Below are 18,752 nucleotides of genomic sequence, written 5' to 3'. Positions count from 1 at the left end.
TTTTATCCTCTGCGGTAGCCTATAAGCCCTCCACCAATACTTATCGCAGTTTGGCGGATATGCCAGGTGTTCGAGCATCATTATTCTGCGCAGCGTTAGGGGATGAAATATACATCTTCGGTGGTCGTAATACGAGTTCAAGTGCTGGATTTTTATCCTCTGCGGTAGCCTATAAGCCCTCCACCAATACTTATCGCAGTTTGGCGGATATGCCAGGTGTTCGAGCATCATTATTCTGCGCCGCGTTAGGGGATGAAATATTCATCTTTGGTGGGGAATCTGCTTCTTCAAAATTGTCTTCTGCCGTTGCCTACAAACCATCAACTGGCGCTTATCGCGGTCTGGAACCTTTGCCAGAAGCACGATCTAAAGTATTTGGCGTGGCATTTGGAGACGAGATCCTCATATTTGGTGGTGAAGACAGTTTAAATAACGTTATGAGTTCCGCCGTTGCCTATAAGCCTTCCACCAACACTTACCGCAGTTTAGCGAGTATGCCAGCAACAAGGAGCAGAGCTTGCGGTACATTGGTTGGAGATGAAATTTTCATATTTGGCGGATATCGCACGAATTATTTGAATTCATCCACAGCTTACAATCCACAGACCAATGCCTATCGAGGTATAAAACCTATGCCACAGTCAAAGCAGGACGCTGGCTGTGGGTTGATCGGTGATACTGCTTTTGTTTTTGGCGGATACGGCGCTGACTCCTATTCTAAATCAGTCAACTGCCTGAAATTAACCACCAAGCAGTACCCTGATTTGCCGTCCTTTATTTTCTACCGACTGCCGAAGGATACCACACTTTCAGCCTCTTTAGTTTCTGGAAAAATCATTGATGAAATGCCGGTATATTTCAAGGATTGCATGTTGTTCAAGGACAGTGACATCACGTTCCCTGAGTTACGTATCGGGGATGGAACACAATGGAATTTAGCGCGTTCAGCGCAATAGGAGGGATAATATGAATTTATCTTACACAGTATCAGACAAGGGCTATACCATACTCCGTGACGGGGTGCCGTGGGTTGTTCAGGACGGCTACATTCCGCACCCCGGCGGCACGATGGAAGAGTCCGCGCAGAACCATATCAACCAGATCATTGCAGATCAAACCGCAGCGGATGAAGCAGCGCAGCAATCGACGGAACTGGATATCTTAGGCCAGACCCTTGCCGATGTCCAGCTACAGACCATGCAGCTTAACTCCACAGTGGACACGCTGGGCGCAATGGCCGCGCAATCCCAGCTTGATATTATAGCCTTGAAAGGAGGCGCATCCTGATGGCATTTTGGCTGCTTGCTTTTACCCGTAAATGGGTAACAATCGATCAGCTCCGGCAGGCCGTAAAGACGGACAGCAATCCATACGGTCAGATCACACCGGAACAGTTTCAGACAATTACAGGGGAGGAATTCGCATGAACATCATCCAGAAACCCAGCAAGAATTTTAACAGCCGCGGGCCGTGGGCACCAAACATGATCGTAAACCATATCACCGGCGGCAATAAGGTCAGCAGCGCAATCAATGAATTTACGGTAAACGACCGGGCTTCCGCGCATTTCGTGGTTGACTTGGACGGTACCGTATATCAGTGCGTGGATATCAGACAAGCTGCGTGGGGGAACGGGACAACCACTAAGCCCGGGGACAACCCATATTCCGGGGATAGCAAACTGAAAACCGTCCGTGATCGAAAGGTAAACGCGAACCTGTACACGGTCAGCATTGAACATGTCAATGCGGGCGGCGGCGTGCTGACGGCTCCGCAGCTCGCGGCCAGCATTGAATTACATAAATATATCATTGCCGAGGTCAAGCACATCTACGGTATCACGATCCCGATCGACCGGGAACACATTACCGGGCATTGCTACATTGCACCAAAGACTAAGCCGTCCTGCCCGGGGGCGTATTTCCCATACGATTCCATTCTTGCGGGGATTTTAGGGAAAATTGAGGTCAAGAGCGACACTACCTGTGACATGAAAATGCGGCAGGGCGCGACGTATCAGCTGAAACTGACGTCCGTAATTCAGCCGGCCGTTACCATCGGAACCGCGGGCGTGCTTACCCAGGAATTAGTCAGGCAGACTGGGAACGACTATTTCGTCAAGATTAAGGCCGTCGGAAAGCCTGGGACCGGCGCCGGCGTGTTCGCCAACGGGAAAAAGCTGTTCGCGGTCAATATAGAATAAAGGGGGTCTATTATGCCGGACATTGCACAGGAGGCGCTTGACAGCGCAAAATCGGCCCACCACCGTATTGACGGAGTGGAGCGGGAGATCAAGGATATTCGCAGCCTGACGGCGGCAGTAGCGACGGTCAACACGAAAGTAGACGGGCTGGACAGCGACGTCAAGGAGATAAAATCAGACGTTAAGGCCATTACGAGCCGCCCGGGGAAATGGTGGGATAAGCTGATCGCCGCAATTATCGGGGCTATCGGCGCGGCGGTGGCCGGTACGATTATCGCGGCCATTCTGAAAGTTGGCGGGGCCGCATGAAAAAGCCCACCACACATAAGATCATTACCGGATTGGTGCACATCTCATGCCTCGCGGCTGCGGTGTATATCCTTGCTGTGTGGCAGCGTGGCACCGTTACAGACGCGGCGCAGATGCTCCAGTATGTCGCGTGGGTGGAAATCACTAACCTTGCGCAATATAGCGGCAAAAGCGCGTATGAGCATGGCAAGGGTATCTTCAACAATCCGATCATTACAGCCGCCACACAGGCCATGCAGAGCAACGACCTGGCTTACGGGCCGGGGCAGATCGCACAGGCTGCACAGCAAGTAGAGCCGACTGCAGATGGCGATAACAATAACATAGCCGGGTAGGCCCCGGCGGAAAGAAGGTACATATGAATATTTTGGGTATGACAATTAATTGGGTCAGCGTGCTGTATACGCTGCTGCTGGCCGTCCTCGGGCTGCTGGTCAGCTACTACAAGGCCAACGCCAAGTTTCGCAGCTTCGTGGCCGCCCTGGTCAACGATGCAGAATCGCTTGATATTACCGGCCAGGAGAAAAAAGAGTGGGTGGTCAGTCAGATTTATGCAATCCTCCCGGCATGGCTGCGGCCCATTCTCACTAAGACGCTGCTGAGTATGATTGTGCAGAGCGTGTTTGATAGTATGCGGCAGTACGCTGCTAAGTTGCTGGACAAAGCGACTGAGGCGGTAGGTAATGTAATTGGAACCGTCAGCACGTCCGCGGCGGACACAGCAAGTACCGGAGCAGATCAGGCCGCAGAGGTTAAGCAGGACACGGCGCTGCCTGACGATAAATAATAGATATGACAATCCCCCGCTCCTATTGGCTGACGGGGGATTTTTTATATTCCATCGAACGGTTTCACATAGCACCACCAAATGTAATAATGTTGCTTTAAACGCGCTGGGTCAGATGTTCCGTGGCTATGCTGCCACCAAAGCTTTTTACCATTTCGGTCAAGAATAAAGTGGCCGATCTGATAATCTTCATTCTGGTAAAACGTTGCCCTAGCGTTATTTGGTGAAAAATGTAAAGCAACCAAGGCGTCGACTTTTGGCCGTTGATCTTTATTGCGCAGGTCCAAGCGATTCCATGTGTTCATGTTAATATCCTTTCTGCCCGGATTAGCCGCCGGGGGGCGGCATGTGATATTTAATTATTTGATGTTGCTCGAATAAACGATCTGGCATATTCTTCAATTTTGGTAGGATGCAATCCATCTTGAATTAAGACGCAACCTGTATCAATTGGGCGATTTGTCCACAGTCTCATTACTTCTCTCGCCCATTGAACGGTTTCATATTCTAGCCTATCTTCTCTTTCGATCACGGTAGCTGCCACGCAAATTCCAACAGACGCTCTGCCGTATTTGCGAAGAACTTCACGGGATAAATCGCTTACTTGTGTGGTTGACAATTCTTTTGCAGCTTGCTTTGTTGGATTTAAGAATGCGAATTTTGCTTCTCTACTTCCATCACCATTGATTTTTTTGATCTCTCTGGAAAATGTATTGTCAAGTTTCATCCTCAACCGCCCCTTTCTTTACTGTGATTATAGTATAATACAATAGCGTTATTACATCAATAGGTATATTGCATGAACTTACGCTATTACATTTGTACAAAAATACAATAGCGTAATTACACTGTAAGTTGTATTATTAATTTGAGGTGATATCATGCCTAAAAATAGTAAAGCGCGTATTGACGCGAACCGGCGGTATGCAGAGAAATCCTATGACCGTCTGTATCCCTTCGTTCCCAAAGGTCGAAAAGCTGAGATACAAGCCATAGCAGATGCGCAGGGGGAGAGCTTGAATGATTTCATTGTGACAGCCATAGACGAGCGCATGGAGCGACTAAAGGCAACCGCCCCGGATTAATTTCCAGTTCGGTAGAAAGCTGATCCTATTTTTCGGGCTGATATACAGCAAAACGGAGAAAAAGCGGTAGTAACGCGGTAGTAACCGACGCTAAATGAGCATATATCAGCATATATTTTACCAAAAAGAAAACCCGCTTGAATCACTGAAAAATTCAGTATCCATGCGGGTTTTCTTTATTATTCTATGGTCCGAGTGGCGAGACTTGAACTCACGGCCTCTTGACCCCCAGTCAAGCGCGCTACCAACTGCGCCACACCCGGAAACAACGTTAATTAGTATATCACAACATCCAAAGCCTTGCAAGTGAAAACTTCTATTTTTACCGATAAACTGCCAAAAAAATCTCTCCGCTGAATTTGATGACGCGGCTGCAGCGAACCTGAAGGGACAGTAATCGTAAAGAAATCAGCATCAGAAAAGCTCTGATGCTGACCTGACTATTCTTCACCCTCTTTTTTCCGTACGCCGTGCGGCGACTCGTTTTTTGAATAGTTCTCATATTGATATTTTTCCGCCTGATATCGCTGAGAAACGGGCCTTGAGTTCAGGTATTCCTGAACTCTCAGATCGTTTGAGAAAAGCATACTGAATTCCAGCGGACGATGGCCGGATTTTTCGTTCATAATTTCACCCCGAAGAGTATTCTACGCACTTGCAGTGGATTCATGCGCTGCCGGTTTCTTGTTTTGGCGATACTTTTTTACTGCTGTTCGGGCAGCATAAAGGATTTGCGACGGCCAGCAGGGATAACTGATCTCCAATGACGGTGAAGAGCTCTGCTAATATCGCCAGTTCGTCCTCGGTGACGCACTGGGCGATCTGTATGGAAATAGCCGCGGCAAGTGTTACAAGTTTTTCACCACAACCGTTGTTCATGTCAGCTCAAACTTTCTGAAAAAATGAATTTCTACTGTTTCCGCGTCGATATAAGATTCCAGAGCATGATATGCATAGGGAAGAGGAAGCCACTGAAATGGATAATGGTCATACATAAAATATCATCTCTTTATTCCAAATACTATATTATACGCGGAAAAAATGTAATTGACAGAAAAAGGAGGATGCATTTTTAGCAGGGTTTGTATTATAATAAAAATGATTTGTTTTTATTGGGTGGGAAAAGGATGTATCAGGAAAAGAATAAAATTCGGAAAACACTTTCAGCATTTGCTGTTGTTATAGTAGAACTGGCTCTTATGGCGGCGACGACTGTCGTTTTTGTTATGGCGTTTGAACACGTGGACGCAAAGAACACCGAAGCAAAGCCGACAGCCAGCAGCAGTGCGCCCTCGTCCTCCGCCGCACAGTCGAGCCCGGGCCGGTCAAGTCAGCCGGCCGGTCAGCAGTTCAAGCAGCCGGATGACTGGAGGCTGGTTTTAGTCAATTACGAGCATACGCTTCCGGATACTTTTGAATCGAAAATCGTACATGAATTCAATGTGGATATGGACTCGAGAATCGTCGAACCGTTTCGCCAAATGCGCGACGCCGCTTTAAAGGATGATATCCACCTGTGGCTGTCTTCGGGCTATCGCAATGATGAGAAGCAGCAGAAGCTCTATTCGGAAGAAATTGAAGCTTTTTACAAAACCGGGATCAGCTATGAAGACGCGGTAAGCAAGGCCGCCAAATCGGTTGCGCCTCCGGGTACCAGCGAGCATATTACGGGGCTTGCCGTTGATGTGAACGGGGTGCTTGAAGATTTCGGCGGCACCAAAGAATTCCATTGGCTTTCGGAGCACGCGCAGGATTACGGCTTTATCCTTCGTTATCCAATGGACAAGCAGGATATCACCCATATCAAATACGAAGCATGGCATTTCCGCTATGTCGGGGTGGAGCACGCGAGGAAAATGAAAGAACTGAATCTGTGCCTTGAGGAATATATAGACTATTTCAATAAAAATCAAACTGCTTCTCATTGAATATTACCCTCGAGTTTGGTATAATGAACCAATAAACAGGTTTCCAATTTCATAACAACGAGAGGGGTCTGGCAATCAATGCGGCAAAAAACAGTAAGGACAAGGTTCGCACCGAGCCCGACAGGCTTTATGCATGTCGGGAATCTCCGTACGGCCTTGTATGAATATTTAATTGCAAAATCGCTCGGCGGCACTTTTGTACTGCGTATTGAGGATACCGATCAGGAGAGGCTTGTGGAAGGCGCCGTGGATGTGATTTACCATACGCTTGAAAAAGTCGGCCTGAAGCACGACGAGGGACCGGATGTCGGCGGCGGGTACGGTCCTTACGTGCAGAGCGAGCGCAAGGATATTTACAAACCGTACGCGGAACAGCTTGTCAGGGAAGGAAAAGCGTATTATTGCTTCTGTACGAAGGAGCGGCTGGACGCGCTGCATGAAAGCAAAGAGGACGGAACTTTTTCCGGGGGATATGACCGCCACTGCCGCGACCTGCCCAAAGAGGAGGTCGACCGGCTGCTTCGGGAGGGTACGCCGTATGTGATCCGCCAAAAGATGCCGATCGAGGGCTCCACCACCTTCGAAGATGCCGTATACGGTTCCATCACGATTGAAAACAGGGAGCTGGAGGATCAGATCCTCGTGAAATCCGACGGTTACCCGACTTATAATTTTGCGAACGTCATCGACGACCACCTGATGCAGATCACCCACGTGGTCAGGGGCTGCGAGTATCTGACTTCCACGCCGAAGTACAACCTGCTTTATCAGGCTTTCGGGTGGGACGTGCCTACCTATGTCCATCTTCCGCTGATTATGGGAAAAAATGAGGACGGCAGCGTTTCCAAGCTGTCCAAGCGCCACGGTTCCACCGGGTTTGCGGATCTGATACGGGAAGGGTACCTGCCGCAGACCATCGTCAATTATATCGCGCTTCTGGGCTGGTGTCCGAAGGAAAACCGCGAGCTGTTTACGCTTTCCGAGCTTGTGGAGAATTTTTCGATCGACGGCATCAGCAAATCGCCCGCCGTGTTCGATTACGACAAGCTGACCTGGTTTAACGGGGAATATATCCGCGCCATGTCGGAGCGGGAATTCATAGAGAACGCCATGCCGTATTTCAGAGAGGTTTTCCCGGACGCGGAACTGAACTGGCAGGTGCTCGCTTCCATTTTGCAGCCCCGTGTGACCCGGTTTACGCAAATTCCGGAAATGATCGGATTTTTGAAGGAGCTGCCGGACTATCCGGCCGATTTCTTTGTGAACAAGAAGAGCAAAACCAATCTTGAAAATTCGGTTCAGATGCTGCAGGAGTCCGTTGCGGAACTGGAGAAGACGGACGACTGGTCGGTGGAAGGGCTGCACGAGCTGCTGATTGCGCTTGCGCAAAGGCTGGAAGTGAAAAACGGGACCCTGCTGTGGCCGGTGCGCATCGCGGCGGCGGGGATGACGGTCACGCCCGGCGGAGCGATGGAAATTCTTGCCATACTGGGCAAGCGGGAATCCATCCGCAGGCTGCATATCGGTCTTGAAAAATTGCAGGCATAAGGAGCGGAAACGAAAATGAGTGACGAAATAACGACTGCCGGTGAAGCGGAAGCTTCCGGTAATTTTATTCATACCTTTATAGAAGAAGATATTGCTCCGCAGGGCAGGTTTGAGGGGAAAAGGGTCCACACCCGTTTTCCGCCCGAGCCGAACGGATACCTGCACATCGGCCACGCCAAGGCGATCTGCATCGACTTCGGTACCGCTGAGAAGTTCGGCGGCATCTGCAATTTGCGGATGGACGACACCAACCCGACCAAGGAAGACACGGAGTACGTGGACGCCATTCAGGAGGACATCCGCTGGCTGGGCTTCACCTGGGACGACCGTTTTTACTATGCCTCCGATTATTTTCCGAAAATGTATGAATTGGCCCTCAAGCTGATCCGGGAGGACCTTGCCTATGTCTGCGAGCTGACTCCGGAGCAGATGCGCGAGAACCGCGGCGACCTGACAAACCCGGCGGTCAGCCCGTACCGCGACAGGCCGGCGGAGGAAAGCCTCGATTTGTTTGAGCGCATGAAAAACGGGGAATTTGAAGACGGGAAAATGACGCTCCGCGCCAAAATTGATCTGGCCTCCGGGAATTTCAACATGCGCGACCCCGTGATTTACCGCATCAATCATATGACGCATCACCGCACCGGCAGCACCTGGTGCATTTATCCCATGTACGATTTCGCGCATCCTATCGAGGACGCGCTGGAGGGAATCACCCATTCGCTGTGCTCGCTGGAGTTTGAAGACCACAGGCCGCTTTATGACTGGGTCATCAATCATATCGATCTTCCGGACAAGCCCAGACAGATCGAGTTTGCCCGTCTGGGCATCAACAACACCGTCATGAGCAAGCGCAAGCTTCGCCTGCTGGTGGAAAACAATGATGTCAGCGGCTGGGACGACCCCCGCATGCCCACGCTCTGCGGGCTTCGCCGCAGGGGCTACACGCCGGCCTCCATCCGGAATTTCTGTGAGCGTATCGGCGTTTCCAAGGTCAACAGCACGGTGGAGTACGGCTTTTTGGAGCACTGCCTGCGGGAAGATTTAAATAAGAACGCGCAGCGCACCATGGCGGTGCTGAATCCAGTCAAGCTGATCGTGACAAATTATCCCGAGGATAAAACCGAGGAATTTGAAGTGGAGAACAATCCCGAGCGCCCTGAGGACGGCACAAGGACGGTTTCCTTCTCCCGTGAACTGTGGATCGAGAAGGAAGATTTTATGGAAGAGCCGGGAAAAGGCTACTTCCGGCTTTTCCCGGGCAATGAAGTGCGGCTGAAAACGACGTATATTGTTCGCTGCACCGGCTGTAAGAAAGATGAAAACGGCGATGTCACCGAGGTTTACGCGGAATATGACCCGCAGACCCGCGGCGGCAATACGCCGGACGGCAGAAAGATCAAGGGCACCATCCACTGGGTGGACGCCAAAACCGCCGCCGACGCGGAAGTCCGCCTGTACGACAGCCTGTTTACCGTGCCGGACCCGGAAGCGGGGGATTTCCTTACCCAGATGAACCCGGATTCGCTCAAGGTGCTGACCAACTGCAAGGTGGAACCGTCCCTCGCCCGGGCGGAGGGAGTTCATTCCTATCAGTTCATGCGCCAGGGATATTTCTGCCAGGACAATTGCGACAGTACGCCGGAGCACCCGGTCTTTAACCGCTGCGTATCTCTGAAAGACAGCTTCAAAAAGAAATAAAAAAGAAGACTGTTGTGTAACTGTAGTCGTTGCCTGCACAGCAAAATATAGAATTTACAGCGTTTAAGAATGCGCCTTGAAATGGTTTTTGGCCAGATCAAGGCGCATTTTTGCGCACCGTTTCATGCAAACCGCCCGAAAACGGCCGGATTCATGAAACATATCAGTCCCCCAGCTTACGGATTTGGGACCATACAAGGCAAACCAGAAAAAATTTTTGAATTTATGAAACATTTTACTGCTTTCAGTTGTTTTATGGGTGAAAGCGCTTTTTTAAAAGAAGGAGGTATATGGCATGGTGGAAACCGAAACCTTCCTAAGGAATGCCATCGATACCCATGGGGATGCGGTTTATCGGCTGGCACTCTGTCGCCTGCAAAATACGGCGGACGCGGAGGATGTTTTTCAGGATGTATTTCTTCATCTGCTGAAAGAGAAAAACGTCGGCCAGTGGAATTCGGAGCATCTCAAAGCATGGCTGCTGCGGGTGACGATTAACTGTTGCCACAATCTGGTGCGAAACAGGTTGAGGAGGAAGGTGATTTCCCTGGAGGAAGTACCGGAGGTAACGTCTGAGTTAACGGAAAGTGACTATGAGCTATGGGAAGCGCTTGGCCGACTTCCCGCAAAGTACAGAATCGTAGTGCTTCTGTATTATGTAGAGGGCTACAAGACTGAGGAAATCGCAGCTCTGATACAATGCCCGGACGCAACTGTCCGTTCCCGCCTGTACCGCGGAAGGCGAAAGCTTAAAAAAATGATGGGAGGTAATTTGGATGAAGAACCGTTGCAAAAATATGATGGAGAAAATCAAGGCCCCGAGTTCCTTGAAAGATAAAGTTTTGAGTGCCGCTTGTAACGCCTCGTTTCCTGTCACCGAAAATATCTGGCGCCAGCCGAAGCGTCATACTGTTTTTCGTACGGCAGTTTGCGCAGTCTGCGCCTTTGCCGTTTTACTGGGCGGCGGTTTTTTCCTTTCTAAACCGGGCATAGAGAAAATTAGTAATGAGAAGGGAGCAGGCAGCAGCTTATCCCCGGCTTATCATTTCGGACTGGTAGCTTACGCGGCGGATATCAATAAAACCTTTGAGCCGCAGGATAACAAAATTGCCTTTTCCGTTTCCAACGCCGGCGGAGGCGAGATTTTCGGGAAGGGCGACTATACCGGCTGCTTGTTCCGCGTGACCGGTGACGAAATTAAAACGCTCAATATTACAATAGACCGCGGAGGCCTTTACAGATATCAGAAAGTGCCGAATCTGACAAAGGACGAGATTAAAGCCATCTATGCCGCTGAGGCAAACGGCACTTTAAAAGCCGATTGCCAGTTTGCCAGTTCGGATGATGAAAAAACATGGTGTTCCGAGCAAATGACGGCGCTCGGCAGCAGCTTTTCCGAGAATTGGACCGCAGATTCGGTTTTCGGTTTCTGGGTGCCGCCGGAATCGACGCTGAGCAGCGGGGAGGAAGATCCCAGAGAAGCCGCCCATAAAAATATCGATATCTTCAACGGCGCAACCCTTAGGATAACCGCCACTTTCAGGGACGGATCTCAGCAGACGAAAAGCCTGAATCTGAAAACGGGCAAGTTAAAAATAGTCTATGGTGAAAATCATATTCGTACAGTTCTGCCCGAGCTGGCTGGCGAAAACGACCCTTATGTCTACAGCGTCTATGCTAAGCTGGAAAATTAATTAATTGACTGTCGATACAACGGGCCGTCACAAAACGATTTTTGGGGCGGCTCCGGTTGGTCGAAAAAGGTCCAGCTCTCGCTGGACCTTTTTGATTATACTGTAAAATCGTAAAGCCCTCGTCTTCGGCAGCCTGTCTTATTTCTATCAGCCTCTTAAACTGATTGCCATATCGTGGAATGCCGACAGATAAGCTCAGTCAACTGTCCGGTGGCGGCAGCTGTAAGGCCAAGATCATAAAGAATTTTTGAAAACATAAGATTTTCGTAAGAAATTTGCCAAAATCTCTTAAAACAAAAATCATTTTCATCTGATATAATAGATTAATTAGTCGGGCACTTATCCCCGCTTAAGTTCCGCGGAAGCATCTCCGTGAATGCGGTGAATTGTGTTTTTACAGAAATATGTTCAAGAAGGGAAGTTGCAATTTGGACAACCGGAACAGAAAAGAATATCAATATAAGAGACCGCGAAAAAAGTATCCTTTCCTGCTGCTGCTGATTCTTCTGGCAGCGGCGGCCCTCCTGATACATTTCAAAGTAATCCCGCTGGAACAGGATGTCCTTCCCGGCAAATTATTGTCACAGAAGTCCCCTTCTGCCGGGCTGGAAACGGGAACCATTCCCGAAAAAACGGCGGAGACGCTGCAGGCCATGGCGGCACAGAACCCCAAAGCCGGACCGATCCTGCAAAATCCGGGGCGTTACCCCGAAAGGCTTCTTGAATCGCTGGCCCGAAACCCGGAGCTTCTCGATTTCACTCTGGACTATCCGGAGAAAAAAGGCACTTCGGCTAAAAACATCGACCTTTCCGGAAAGGACCGGCAGGGCCGGATTCCGCTTCTGATGCAATGGGACGAGGATTGGGGATATGCTTCCTATGGGGATGGAATCATTGCGCTGGACGGCTGCGGCCCCACCTGTCTTTCCATGGTAGCCGTCGGACTGACGGGAAATTCCGCCTTAAACCCTAAAGCGGTCGCCGAATTCAGCGAGAAAAACGGATATCTGGATGCAACCGGCAGCACGCTTTGGACGCTGATGTCCAAGGGAGCGAAGAATTTGGGCCTTTCCTCCCGGGAAATCCCTCTGGATGAAAGCCTTATGGCCCAGGAGCTTACAAAGGGGCACCCGATCATCTGCAGTCTGCGCCCGGGCGACTTTACTTCAGTAGGGCATTTTATTGTTTTATACGGATATGAAAACGGGAATTTTCTGGTGAACGACCCGAACAGCAAAAGCCGCAGCGCGCAGACGTGGAGTTATGGAACATTAAAGCCCCAGATCCGGAATCTCTGGGCATTCTCTACATAAATGACGGCCCCCGTTTTACCGGAGGCCGTCATTTATGCGACAAATTTCGTAGTAACGAAAGAAGCTATGTCTGCCCATATATTCCCTGTACGGCGACCTCTCCGGCATTGACGGATAACAGGCTCCCGTCCCCGCACCGGACGATCAGTTCCCCGGCGGGGGAGATATCCACCGCCGTCGCGGTGACGGACTCTTGATTCCGGGTAAAGCCGACGGTGCGGTTTAAGGAAACGCAGAGCGTTTTATACTCCGCAAGGATCGCTTCGGGACGGTCGATATCATCGCACAGGATCTCTTCGAATTCCTTCAGAATTTCCTGAAGCAGTCCTATGCGGGCGACCGGACGGCCGCATTCCCTGCGCAGGGAGGTCGCCTTTCCGGACAGCTCTTCGGGGAAATTTTCCATATTCACATTGATGCCGATGCCGACGACGACGTACTCGATCCGGTCGATTTCCGCGGCCATTTCCGTCAGGATGCCGCAGACCTTTTTGCCTCCGATCACGATATCGTTCGGCCATTTGATCATGGCCGGGGTATCCGTCCGCTTTCGGATCGCCCGGCAGACGGCGAGCCCGGCTAAGAGCGTGATGCCCGTTACCTGTACGGGCAGGCTGTCGGGCCGCAGCAGCACGGAAAACCACAGCCCCGTTCCGGAAGGGGATTCCCAGACTCGTCCAAGGCGGCCCTTGCCGCCGGTCTGCCGCTCCGCAATGAACAGACTGCCGTTCGGAGCGCCCGAAAGGGCCTGGCGCTTTGCCTGCGCGTTGGTGGAATCGATGCTGTCAAAGCTGAAAACGGTTTTTCCGAGCGTTTTTGTTTCCAGGCCCGAAAGAATCGATTCCGGCGTGATCTGATCGGGGGAGGAAACAAGGCGGTAGCCGCGGTTTGTGACGGATTCGATTTCATAGCCCGCGCTTCTCAGGGCGTTGACGTGCTTCCAGACGGCGGTGCGGGAGACCAGCAGCTGTTCGCTGAGCTCCCCGCCCGAAACATAGTCGTTGTGCCCTTGCAGGTATTTTAATATTTCTTCCTTCGTAGACATGCGATCACGGCCTTTATTTATAATCATAAGCAGATTATACCCTTTTTCCCCGTACGCGGGCAAGCAAATATGAAAAATATATTGTAGGTTCAGCGGATTTAGTGATATACTATATCATATGTGTTCTAAAGAAAGTAAATTGAGGAAAGCGGGGTGCTTAACATGGATGTCAGGCCGGGTGATATTTTGCAGATGAAAAAAGCGCATCCATGCGGAAGTAAAACCTTTCTTGTTCTTCGTTCCGGCATGGACTTTAAAATTCGCTGTACTTCCTGCGGGCATGAGATCATGGTTCCGAGGCTGAAATGCGAAAAGAATATCAAAAAGATCATCAGGGAAGAGCCGCAGCATGAATTGTAGCTCCTTTATTTATCAATAGAATCAATAAAGGAGAATGACTATGTTTGAAAATCTGGAAGTCTTTGAAAAACGGTATGAGGAGCTGAACCAGAAGCTCTACGACCCTTCGGTTTTATCCGATCAGGCCCAGTATACCGAGCTGATGAAGGAGCATAAAAATATCACGCCCATCGTCGAAAAATACAGGGAATACCAAAAGGCCGTCCGTTCCATGGCGGACGCGCGCGAGCTGCTGGAGGACGGCAGCCTCGATAAAGATCTGAAGGAGATGGCCGACGAGGAGCTTCAGACCGCGAAATCGGATATCGCGCGGTGTTCCGAGAAGCTGAAAATCCTGCTTCTGCCGCGCGACCCCAATGACGACCGAAACGTCATCGTTGAAATCCGGGGCGGCGCCGGCGGGGAGGAAGCCGCCCTTTTTTCAGCCGTCCTGTACCGTATGTACGGCATGTACGCGGAAACGAAGGGCTGGAAAACGGAAATTCTGAACGTCAGCGAAACGGAGCTGGGCGGATTTAAGGAAATCAGCTTTATGATTACCGGCGACGGGGCGTATTCCCGCCTGAAATATGAAAGCGGCGTGCACCGCGTGCAGCGCGTGCCGGAAACGGAGACGCAGGGCCGGGTGCACACCTCCACCGCCACGGTCGCCGTTCTGCCGGAAGCCGACGAAGTGGAAATCGAGATCAATCCGAAGGATTTACAGATCGACACCTACCGTTCCAGCGGGGCGGGCGGCCAGCACATCAATAAAACCTCCTCCGCGATCCGGATCACCCATCTGCCTACCGGCACGGTGGTGGAATGCCAGGATGAGCGGAGCCAGTACAAAAATAAAGACAAGGCAATGAAAGTGCTGCGTTCCAGGCTGTTTGAGGCGAAGCTGCGGGAGCACGACGAAAAAATCGCCTCCGAACGCCGGTCACAGGTGGGAACCGGCGACCGTTCCGAGCGGATACGCACCTACAATTATCCGCAGGGCCGGATGACCGACCACCGGATCGGCCTGACCATTTACCGTCTGGACGATATCTTAAATGGAAGTCTCGATGAGATTATAGACGCTTTGATTACGGCGGACAGGGCCGCAAAGCTTCAAAATACCATAGACAACCAATCGGAAGAGAGAGAATAAAGTGATGCAGACCCTAAGGCTGAACGCAAACAATCGGGAAGACATCCTTACCGCCGCCCGGATTCTCAGGGACGGCGGTCTGGTCGGCATCCCGACGGAAACGGTTTACGGGCTTGCCGCCAACGCGCTGGACGGAAAAGCCGTCGCCGGTATTTTTGCCGCGAAGGGCAGGCCCATGGACAATCCCTTAATTGTACATATTTCTGATTTTGACCAGATTGATCAGCTGGTTCGGAAAGTAACGCCCGAAGCCGAAAAGCTGGCAAAGGCATACTGGCCCGGCCCGATGACGGTCATTCTGCCGAAGTCGGACAAAATTCCGGACGAGGTGAGCGCCGGGCTTGACACGGTCGCCATCCGTTTTCCGTCCCATCCCGCCGCCAGGGCGCTGATCGATGCCGCGGGGATTCCGCTTGCCGCGCCGTCCGCCAACCTTTCCGGGCACCCCAGCCCCACGACCGCCGGGCACGTCCTCAACGATCTGGACGGGAAAATAGAGGCGGTGGTGGACGGCGGCCCCTGCGGGGTCGGGGTGGAATCGACGGTCGTTACCCTGGCTTGCGATCCCCCGCGCCTGTTAAGGCCGGGCGGCATTACGCTGGAGCAGCTCCGCGGCGTTCTGGGAACGGTGGAAATGGACAGCGCGGTGCTGCATCCGCTGAAGGAAGGCGTTCGCGCTTCTTCTCCCGGCATGAAGTATAAGCATTATTCGCCGAAAGCGAACGTAATTATCATTGACGGCAGTTTTGACGCATATAGAGATTATGTAAACAGCCACGGCGGCGACGGTACCGCGGCCCTCTGCTACAGCGGGGAGGACGCGGAGCTGACGGTTCCGACCGTCTGCTACGGCGGGGAAGACGATTACGGCGAGCAGGCGCGCGGGCTTTTCGACGCGCTGCGCCGCCTTGACGAAATTCAAGCGAAAACCGTTTACGCGCGCTGCCCGGAGCCGAAGGGCGTGGGCCTTGCCGTTTATAACCGGCTGATCCGCGCGGCTGGATTTGAGGTGCTTCATCTTGACTGATCTGGTAATCGGACTGACCGGCCCGACGGGCGCCGGAAAATCGACCGTGGCCGCCGCCTTTCAGAAGGCGGGCTGCCTGATTGTGGACGCGGACCGGATCGCCCGCGAAACCATTGCGGACGAAAAATGCCTTGCGGCTTTAAAAGCCGAATTTGGGAATGATATTGTTGGGGAAGACAACCGGCTGAACCGCACGCTGCTGGCGCAGCGTGCCTTTGCCGATAAAAAAAGCACAGAGCGACTGAACGCGATCACCCATCCGCTGATTAAAGAGGAAATGATCCGTAAGATCGCCGAATACCGGCAACAAACGGCGAAGGCGATTATTCTGGACGCTCCTCTCCTTTTTGAAAGCGGAGTCGATTCGCTCTGCACGACCTCCGTGGCTGTCGCCGCGCCCGTCGAAGTCCGGCTTTACCGTATTGTAAACCGCGATTCCATCACGCCGGAGCTGGCCAGGGCACGGATGAGCACGCAGCAGGACGACGCGTATTACAGTTCCCGCGCGCGGTATCAGCTTACCGGCACGATGAGTGACGGCGATATCCAGGAAAGAGTGAATCAGCTTTTGGAGAGAATTATCGGAGATTACGCATGAAACATTTTAAAAGAATTCTTCTGGCCTGCGCGGCGGCCGTCATTTTATTGCTGATCGGTTATTTTGCGTTGAATCGGGGGTATACTTTTTTCATGAAAAGGGCGTATCCCCTTCAATATACACAGCTTGTGGCGAAAGAGGCGACGGCCAACAGCCTTGACCCCGCGCTGGTCTATTCCGTGATCAAGGCGGAGAGCAATTTTGACCCGAACGCCCGGTCGCACGCCGGGGCCGTCGGCCTGATGCAGATGACGCCGGATACCTTTGAGTGGGTGCAGACCAAGCTGAAAAGCGACACCAAATATGTGGAAGAGGACCTTTACGCGCCGGACATCAACATTCGTTACGGCTGCAGGCTTCTGGCCCTTCTGCTGGAGAAATACAGCGAAAAGGCCACCGCGCTGAGTGCGTACAACGCCGGAATCGGTACGGTAAACACGTGGCTGAAAAATCCGGATATTTCCAAAGACGGCGCCGCGCTTGACAGCATCCCCTACGAGGAGACGAGGAACTATGTGGACGCCGTTTTAAAGAATTATGCGAATTATAAAAAATTATATCAATTTAACAGCAAAGGAGAAACGATCGATGGCTAAGAAATATGAAAAAGACGAATTGAAAAAGCTGACGGAGGAACTTTTGCTCAACCGGAAAAACGGCTATTTTCAGATGGAGGACGAGACGGTAAAAAAAGCCGATGATTTTTGCGAGGATTACAAAAAGTTTTTGGATCTTGCAAAGACAGAGCGTGAAGTGACCGCTTTTGCGTTGAAGGCGGCTGAAAAGGCCGGGTTTGTGCCGTTTGACCCTCAGAAAAAATATCAGGCGGGGGATAAGGTTTATTATAACAACCGCGGAAAAGCCGTGATCCTTGCGGTGATCGGCAAAAACGGCTGCAAAAACGGCGTGCGCATCGCCGCCGCCCATATCGATTCACCAAGACTGGATCTGAAGCCCCATCCGCTTTATGAGAAGGACGATATCGCGTTTTTCAAATCCCACTATTACGGCGGGATCAAAAAATATCAGTGGACCGCTATCCCGCTTTCGATGCACGGCCTTGCCGTGCGCAAGGACGGCGTCCCGGTGGAAATCCGCATCGGCGAGGAACCGGGTGAACCGCAGTTCTGCATCACCGATCTGCTTCCGCACCTCAGTGCCGAACAGATGGAAAAGAAGCTTTCCAAAGCGATCGAGGGCGAAAACCTGAACATCGTTTCCGGCAGCCGTCCCGTCCGGGCCGACGAGGGTGAAAATCTGGTGAAGCTGAACATTATGAAGCTGATTCATGACAAATACGGCATGACCGAGGAGGATTTCGTCTCCGCGGATATTGAGTTCGTACCGGCATTCAAAGCCTCCGACATCGGCTTCGACCACAGCATGATCGGCGCTTACGGCCACGACGACAGGGTTTGCGCCTATCCGGCCCTGATGGCCGCGCTGCAGGCCGGAACACCCGACAGCACCGTCCTTACGGTTCTGGCCGACAAGGAGGAGATCGGCAGCGACGGAAACACCGGCCTGAATTCCCAGTTCATGCGCTATTTCATTTCCGACCTGGCCCACGCCGAAGGGCTGGAAGCAAGGCATGTTTTAAGCAAATCCAAGTGCCTTTCCGCCGACGTGACGGCCGCGTATGACCCGAACTACGCCAGCGCGTACGAGCCGACCAACTCCTGCTATATCAACGATGGTATCGGTATGGCCAAATACACCGGCTCCCGCGGAAAGAGCGGCTCCAGCGAGGCGTCCGCGGAATTCGTCGCCGAGGTCAGAAATATTTTTGAGCAGAATAACGTGCTCTGGCAGATCGGCGAACTGGGCAAGGTGGACGCCGGCGGCGGCGGAACCGTTGCGTTATACATTGCCAACCTGAATGTGGATGTTCTCGACGTCGGCGTTCCGGTTCTTTCGATGCATTCACCGTTTGAGGTTGTGGCGAAGCTGGACGTCTATATGACCTATAAGGGAATCAAGGCGTTTTACGAAGCAAGCTGAAAAAACACCGTTATCCGG

25 protein-coding genes and 1 tRNA gene are annotated in these 18,752 nt (G+C 51.8%); 20 read left to right on the top strand and 6 right to left on the bottom strand.

From position 1 onward, the window contains the following. From ACQGQ5_RS09255 to ACQGQ5_RS09225, 7 genes are all read left to right on the top strand, one after another. Window positions 1–956: Kelch repeat-containing protein (locus tag ACQGQ5_RS09255; protein ID WP_455736230.1), on the top strand; the 956-nt coding region annotated here is incomplete at its 5' end. Window positions 957–966: 10 nt separating this feature from the next. Then, window positions 967–1,287 carry a hypothetical protein gene (locus ACQGQ5_RS09250; protein WP_455736229.1) on the top strand — a complete coding sequence of 107 codons (321 nt, stop codon included), beginning with the start codon at window positions 967–969 and terminating at the stop codon, window positions 1,285–1,287. Next, window positions 1,287–1,427, top strand: a complete 141-nt coding sequence (locus ACQGQ5_RS09245; RefSeq protein ID WP_455736228.1) for an XkdX family protein — start codon at window positions 1,287–1,289, stop codon at window positions 1,425–1,427. The genes ACQGQ5_RS09250 and ACQGQ5_RS09245 overlap by 1 nt, the downstream gene beginning before the upstream one ends. Then, complete coding sequence (locus tag ACQGQ5_RS09240; RefSeq protein ID WP_455736227.1) at window positions 1,424–2,203, top strand: N-acetylmuramoyl-L-alanine amidase; 780 nt, start codon at window positions 1,424–1,426, stop codon at window positions 2,201–2,203. The genes ACQGQ5_RS09245 and ACQGQ5_RS09240 overlap by 4 nt, the downstream gene beginning before the upstream one ends. 12 nt (window positions 2,204–2,215) lie before the next feature. Then, window positions 2,216–2,512: a hypothetical protein gene (locus tag ACQGQ5_RS09235; RefSeq protein ID WP_455736226.1), complete on the top strand. Its 297-nt coding sequence runs from the start codon at window positions 2,216–2,218 to the stop codon at window positions 2,510–2,512. Between the two features lie 77 nt (window positions 2,513–2,589). Continuing rightward, entirely contained in the window at window positions 2,590–2,847 is a 258-nt protein-coding gene (locus tag ACQGQ5_RS09230) for a hypothetical protein (RefSeq protein ID WP_455736225.1), read from the top strand. A gap of 23 nt (window positions 2,848–2,870) precedes the next feature. Next, on the top strand, window positions 2,871–3,299 hold the full coding sequence (locus ACQGQ5_RS09225; protein WP_455736224.1) for a hypothetical protein: 429 nt from the start codon (window positions 2,871–2,873) through the stop codon (window positions 3,297–3,299). Between the two features lie 44 nt (window positions 3,300–3,343). On the opposite strand, the gene ACQGQ5_RS09220 is transcribed toward ACQGQ5_RS09225, so the two are convergent. After that, entirely contained in the window at window positions 3,344–3,604 is a 261-nt protein-coding gene (locus ACQGQ5_RS09220) for a hypothetical protein (protein WP_455736223.1), read from the bottom strand. Window positions 3,605–3,654: 50 nt separating this feature from the next. Then, the gene (locus ACQGQ5_RS09215; protein WP_455736222.1) at window positions 3,655–4,026 is read right to left on the bottom strand and encodes a hypothetical protein; all 372 of its coding nucleotides are present in this window, start codon (window positions 4,024–4,026) and stop codon (window positions 3,655–3,657) included. Window positions 4,027–4,180: 154 nt separating this feature from the next. On the opposite strand from ACQGQ5_RS09215, the gene ACQGQ5_RS09210 reads away from it, so the two are divergent. Beyond that, window positions 4,181–4,384: a hypothetical protein gene (locus tag ACQGQ5_RS09210; protein WP_455736221.1), complete on the top strand. Its 204-nt coding sequence runs from the start codon at window positions 4,181–4,183 to the stop codon at window positions 4,382–4,384. Between the two features lie 187 nt (window positions 4,385–4,571). Here ACQGQ5_RS09210 and ACQGQ5_RS09205 read toward each other — a convergent pair. The 3 genes from ACQGQ5_RS09205 to ACQGQ5_RS09195 form a co-directional block, all read right to left on the bottom strand. Next, window positions 4,572–4,647: transfer RNA gene (locus tag ACQGQ5_RS09205), tRNA-Pro, on the bottom strand. A gap of 177 nt (window positions 4,648–4,824) precedes the next feature. Next, window positions 4,825–5,010 carry a hypothetical protein gene (locus tag ACQGQ5_RS09200; protein WP_455736220.1) on the bottom strand — a complete coding sequence of 62 codons (186 nt, stop codon included), beginning with the start codon at window positions 5,008–5,010 and terminating at the stop codon, window positions 4,825–4,827. Window positions 5,011–5,050: 40 nt separating this feature from the next. Further along, on the bottom strand, window positions 5,051–5,263 hold the full coding sequence (locus ACQGQ5_RS09195; protein WP_455736219.1) for a DUF6774 domain-containing protein: 213 nt from the start codon (window positions 5,261–5,263) through the stop codon (window positions 5,051–5,053). Between the two features lie 248 nt (window positions 5,264–5,511). Between ACQGQ5_RS09195 and ACQGQ5_RS09190 the strand changes: the two genes are divergently transcribed. The 6 genes from ACQGQ5_RS09190 to ACQGQ5_RS09165 all read left to right on the top strand — a co-directional run bounded on the left by ACQGQ5_RS09190 (window position 5,512) and on the right by ACQGQ5_RS09165 (window position 12,568). Then, window positions 5,512–6,312, top strand: a complete 801-nt coding sequence (locus ACQGQ5_RS09190) for a M15 family metallopeptidase (protein WP_455736218.1) — start codon at window positions 5,512–5,514, stop codon at window positions 6,310–6,312. A 78-nt stretch (window positions 6,313–6,390) separates the two neighbouring features. Further along, complete coding sequence (gene gltX, locus ACQGQ5_RS09185) at window positions 6,391–7,860, top strand: glutamate--tRNA ligase (RefSeq protein ID WP_455736217.1); 1,470 nt, start codon at window positions 6,391–6,393, stop codon at window positions 7,858–7,860. Window positions 7,861–7,875: 15 nt separating this feature from the next. Beyond that, window positions 7,876–9,561, top strand: a complete 1,686-nt coding sequence (locus ACQGQ5_RS09180; RefSeq protein ID WP_455736216.1) for a glutamine--tRNA ligase/YqeY domain fusion protein — start codon at window positions 7,876–7,878, stop codon at window positions 9,559–9,561. Window positions 9,562–9,856: 295 nt separating this feature from the next. Beyond that, window positions 9,857–10,399: an RNA polymerase sigma factor gene (locus tag ACQGQ5_RS09175; RefSeq protein ID WP_455736215.1), complete on the top strand. Its 543-nt coding sequence runs from the start codon at window positions 9,857–9,859 to the stop codon at window positions 10,397–10,399. Then, window positions 10,338–11,255 carry a hypothetical protein gene (locus ACQGQ5_RS09170; protein WP_455736214.1) on the top strand — a complete coding sequence of 306 codons (918 nt, stop codon included), beginning with the start codon at window positions 10,338–10,340 and terminating at the stop codon, window positions 11,253–11,255. Before ACQGQ5_RS09175 ends, ACQGQ5_RS09170 begins: the two co-directional genes overlap by 62 nt. Window positions 11,256–11,683: 428 nt before the next feature. Continuing rightward, window positions 11,684–12,568 carry a C39 family peptidase gene (locus tag ACQGQ5_RS09165; protein WP_455736213.1) on the top strand — a complete coding sequence of 295 codons (885 nt, stop codon included), beginning with the start codon at window positions 11,684–11,686 and terminating at the stop codon, window positions 12,566–12,568. A 64-nt stretch (window positions 12,569–12,632) separates the two neighbouring features. On the opposite strand, the gene ACQGQ5_RS09160 is transcribed toward ACQGQ5_RS09165, so the two are convergent. Continuing rightward, window positions 12,633–13,613, bottom strand: a complete 981-nt coding sequence (locus ACQGQ5_RS09160; protein ID WP_455736212.1) for a biotin--[acetyl-CoA-carboxylase] ligase — start codon at window positions 13,611–13,613, stop codon at window positions 12,633–12,635. Between the two features lie 162 nt (window positions 13,614–13,775). On the opposite strand from ACQGQ5_RS09160, the gene ACQGQ5_RS09155 reads away from it, so the two are divergent. The 6 genes from ACQGQ5_RS09155 to ACQGQ5_RS09130 are packed head-to-tail and all read left to right on the top strand — an operon-like array spanning window position 13,776 to window position 18,734. Then, window positions 13,776–13,973 (top strand): DUF951 domain-containing protein, encoded by a 198-nt coding sequence (locus ACQGQ5_RS09155; protein WP_038323909.1) that lies wholly within the window; start codon window positions 13,776–13,778, stop codon window positions 13,971–13,973. 40 nt (window positions 13,974–14,013) lie between these two features. Continuing rightward, window positions 14,014–15,108, top strand: coding sequence for a peptide chain release factor 1 (gene prfA / locus ACQGQ5_RS09150; protein ID WP_455736211.1), 1,095 nt, complete (start codon window positions 14,014–14,016; stop codon window positions 15,106–15,108). 4 nt (window positions 15,109–15,112) lie between these two features. Further along, the gene (locus ACQGQ5_RS09145; RefSeq protein WP_455736308.1) at window positions 15,113–16,135 is read left to right on the top strand and encodes an L-threonylcarbamoyladenylate synthase; all 1,023 of its coding nucleotides are present in this window, start codon (window positions 15,113–15,115) and stop codon (window positions 16,133–16,135) included. Then, window positions 16,128–16,733 carry a dephospho-CoA kinase gene (coaE, locus tag ACQGQ5_RS09140; RefSeq protein WP_455736210.1) on the top strand — a complete coding sequence of 202 codons (606 nt, stop codon included), beginning with the start codon at window positions 16,128–16,130 and terminating at the stop codon, window positions 16,731–16,733. The genes ACQGQ5_RS09145 and coaE overlap by 8 nt, the downstream gene beginning before the upstream one ends. Further along, window positions 16,730–17,329, top strand: coding sequence for a lytic transglycosylase domain-containing protein (locus ACQGQ5_RS09135; protein WP_455736209.1), 600 nt, complete (start codon window positions 16,730–16,732; stop codon window positions 17,327–17,329). Before coaE ends, ACQGQ5_RS09135 begins: the two co-directional genes overlap by 4 nt. Further along, on the top strand, window positions 17,322–18,734 hold the full coding sequence (locus ACQGQ5_RS09130; RefSeq protein WP_455736208.1) for an aminopeptidase: 1,413 nt from the start codon (window positions 17,322–17,324) through the stop codon (window positions 18,732–18,734). The genes ACQGQ5_RS09135 and ACQGQ5_RS09130 overlap by 8 nt, the downstream gene beginning before the upstream one ends. Window positions 18,735–18,752 lie beyond the last annotated feature (18 nt).

It is taken from the genome of Caproiciproducens sp. (assembly GCF_053840905.1).
This window is presented reverse-complemented; position numbering and strand designations above follow the sequence as displayed.

Coding starts and splice junctions, on each gene's coding strand:
- ACQGQ5_RS09250 (WP_455736229.1), top strand. CDS start 967: ATGAATTTATCTTACACAGTATCAGACAAGGGCTATACCATACTCCGT.
- ACQGQ5_RS09245 (WP_455736228.1), top strand. CDS start 1,287: ATGGCATTTTGGCTGCTTGCTTTTACCCGTAAATGGGTAACAATCGAT.
- ACQGQ5_RS09240 (WP_455736227.1), top strand. CDS start 1,424: ATGAACATCATCCAGAAACCCAGCAAGAATTTTAACAGCCGCGGGCCG.
- ACQGQ5_RS09235 (WP_455736226.1), top strand. CDS start 2,216: ATGCCGGACATTGCACAGGAGGCGCTTGACAGCGCAAAATCGGCCCAC.
- ACQGQ5_RS09225 (WP_455736224.1), top strand. CDS start 2,871: ATGAATATTTTGGGTATGACAATTAATTGGGTCAGCGTGCTGTATACG.
- ACQGQ5_RS09220 (WP_455736223.1), bottom strand. CDS start 3,604: ATGAACACATGGAATCGCTTGGACCTGCGCAATAAAGATCAACGGCCA.
- ACQGQ5_RS09215 (WP_455736222.1), bottom strand. CDS start 4,026: ATGAAACTTGACAATACATTTTCCAGAGAGATCAAAAAAATCAATGGT.
- ACQGQ5_RS09210 (WP_455736221.1), top strand. CDS start 4,181: ATGCCTAAAAATAGTAAAGCGCGTATTGACGCGAACCGGCGGTATGCA.
- ACQGQ5_RS09200 (WP_455736220.1), bottom strand. CDS start 5,010: ATGAACGAAAAATCCGGCCATCGTCCGCTGGAATTCAGTATGCTTTTC.
- ACQGQ5_RS09195 (WP_455736219.1), bottom strand. CDS start 5,263: ATGAACAACGGTTGTGGTGAAAAACTTGTAACACTTGCCGCGGCTATT.
- ACQGQ5_RS09190 (WP_455736218.1), top strand. CDS start 5,512: ATGTATCAGGAAAAGAATAAAATTCGGAAAACACTTTCAGCATTTGCT.
- gltX (WP_455736217.1), top strand. CDS start 6,391: ATGCGGCAAAAAACAGTAAGGACAAGGTTCGCACCGAGCCCGACAGGC.
- ACQGQ5_RS09180 (WP_455736216.1), top strand. CDS start 7,876: ATGAGTGACGAAATAACGACTGCCGGTGAAGCGGAAGCTTCCGGTAAT.
- ACQGQ5_RS09175 (WP_455736215.1), top strand. CDS start 9,857: ATGGTGGAAACCGAAACCTTCCTAAGGAATGCCATCGATACCCATGGG.
- ACQGQ5_RS09170 (WP_455736214.1), top strand. CDS start 10,338: ATGAAGAACCGTTGCAAAAATATGATGGAGAAAATCAAGGCCCCGAGT.
- ACQGQ5_RS09160 (WP_455736212.1), bottom strand. CDS start 13,613: ATGTCTACGAAGGAAGAAATATTAAAATACCTGCAAGGGCACAACGAC.
- ACQGQ5_RS09155 (WP_038323909.1), top strand. CDS start 13,776: ATGGATGTCAGGCCGGGTGATATTTTGCAGATGAAAAAAGCGCATCCA.
- prfA (WP_455736211.1), top strand. CDS start 14,014: ATGTTTGAAAATCTGGAAGTCTTTGAAAAACGGTATGAGGAGCTGAAC.
- ACQGQ5_RS09145 (WP_455736308.1), top strand. CDS start 15,113: ATGCAGACCCTAAGGCTGAACGCAAACAATCGGGAAGACATCCTTACC.
- ACQGQ5_RS09135 (WP_455736209.1), top strand. CDS start 16,730: ATGAAACATTTTAAAAGAATTCTTCTGGCCTGCGCGGCGGCCGTCATT.
- ACQGQ5_RS09130 (WP_455736208.1), top strand. CDS start 17,322: ATGGCTAAGAAATATGAAAAAGACGAATTGAAAAAGCTGACGGAGGAA.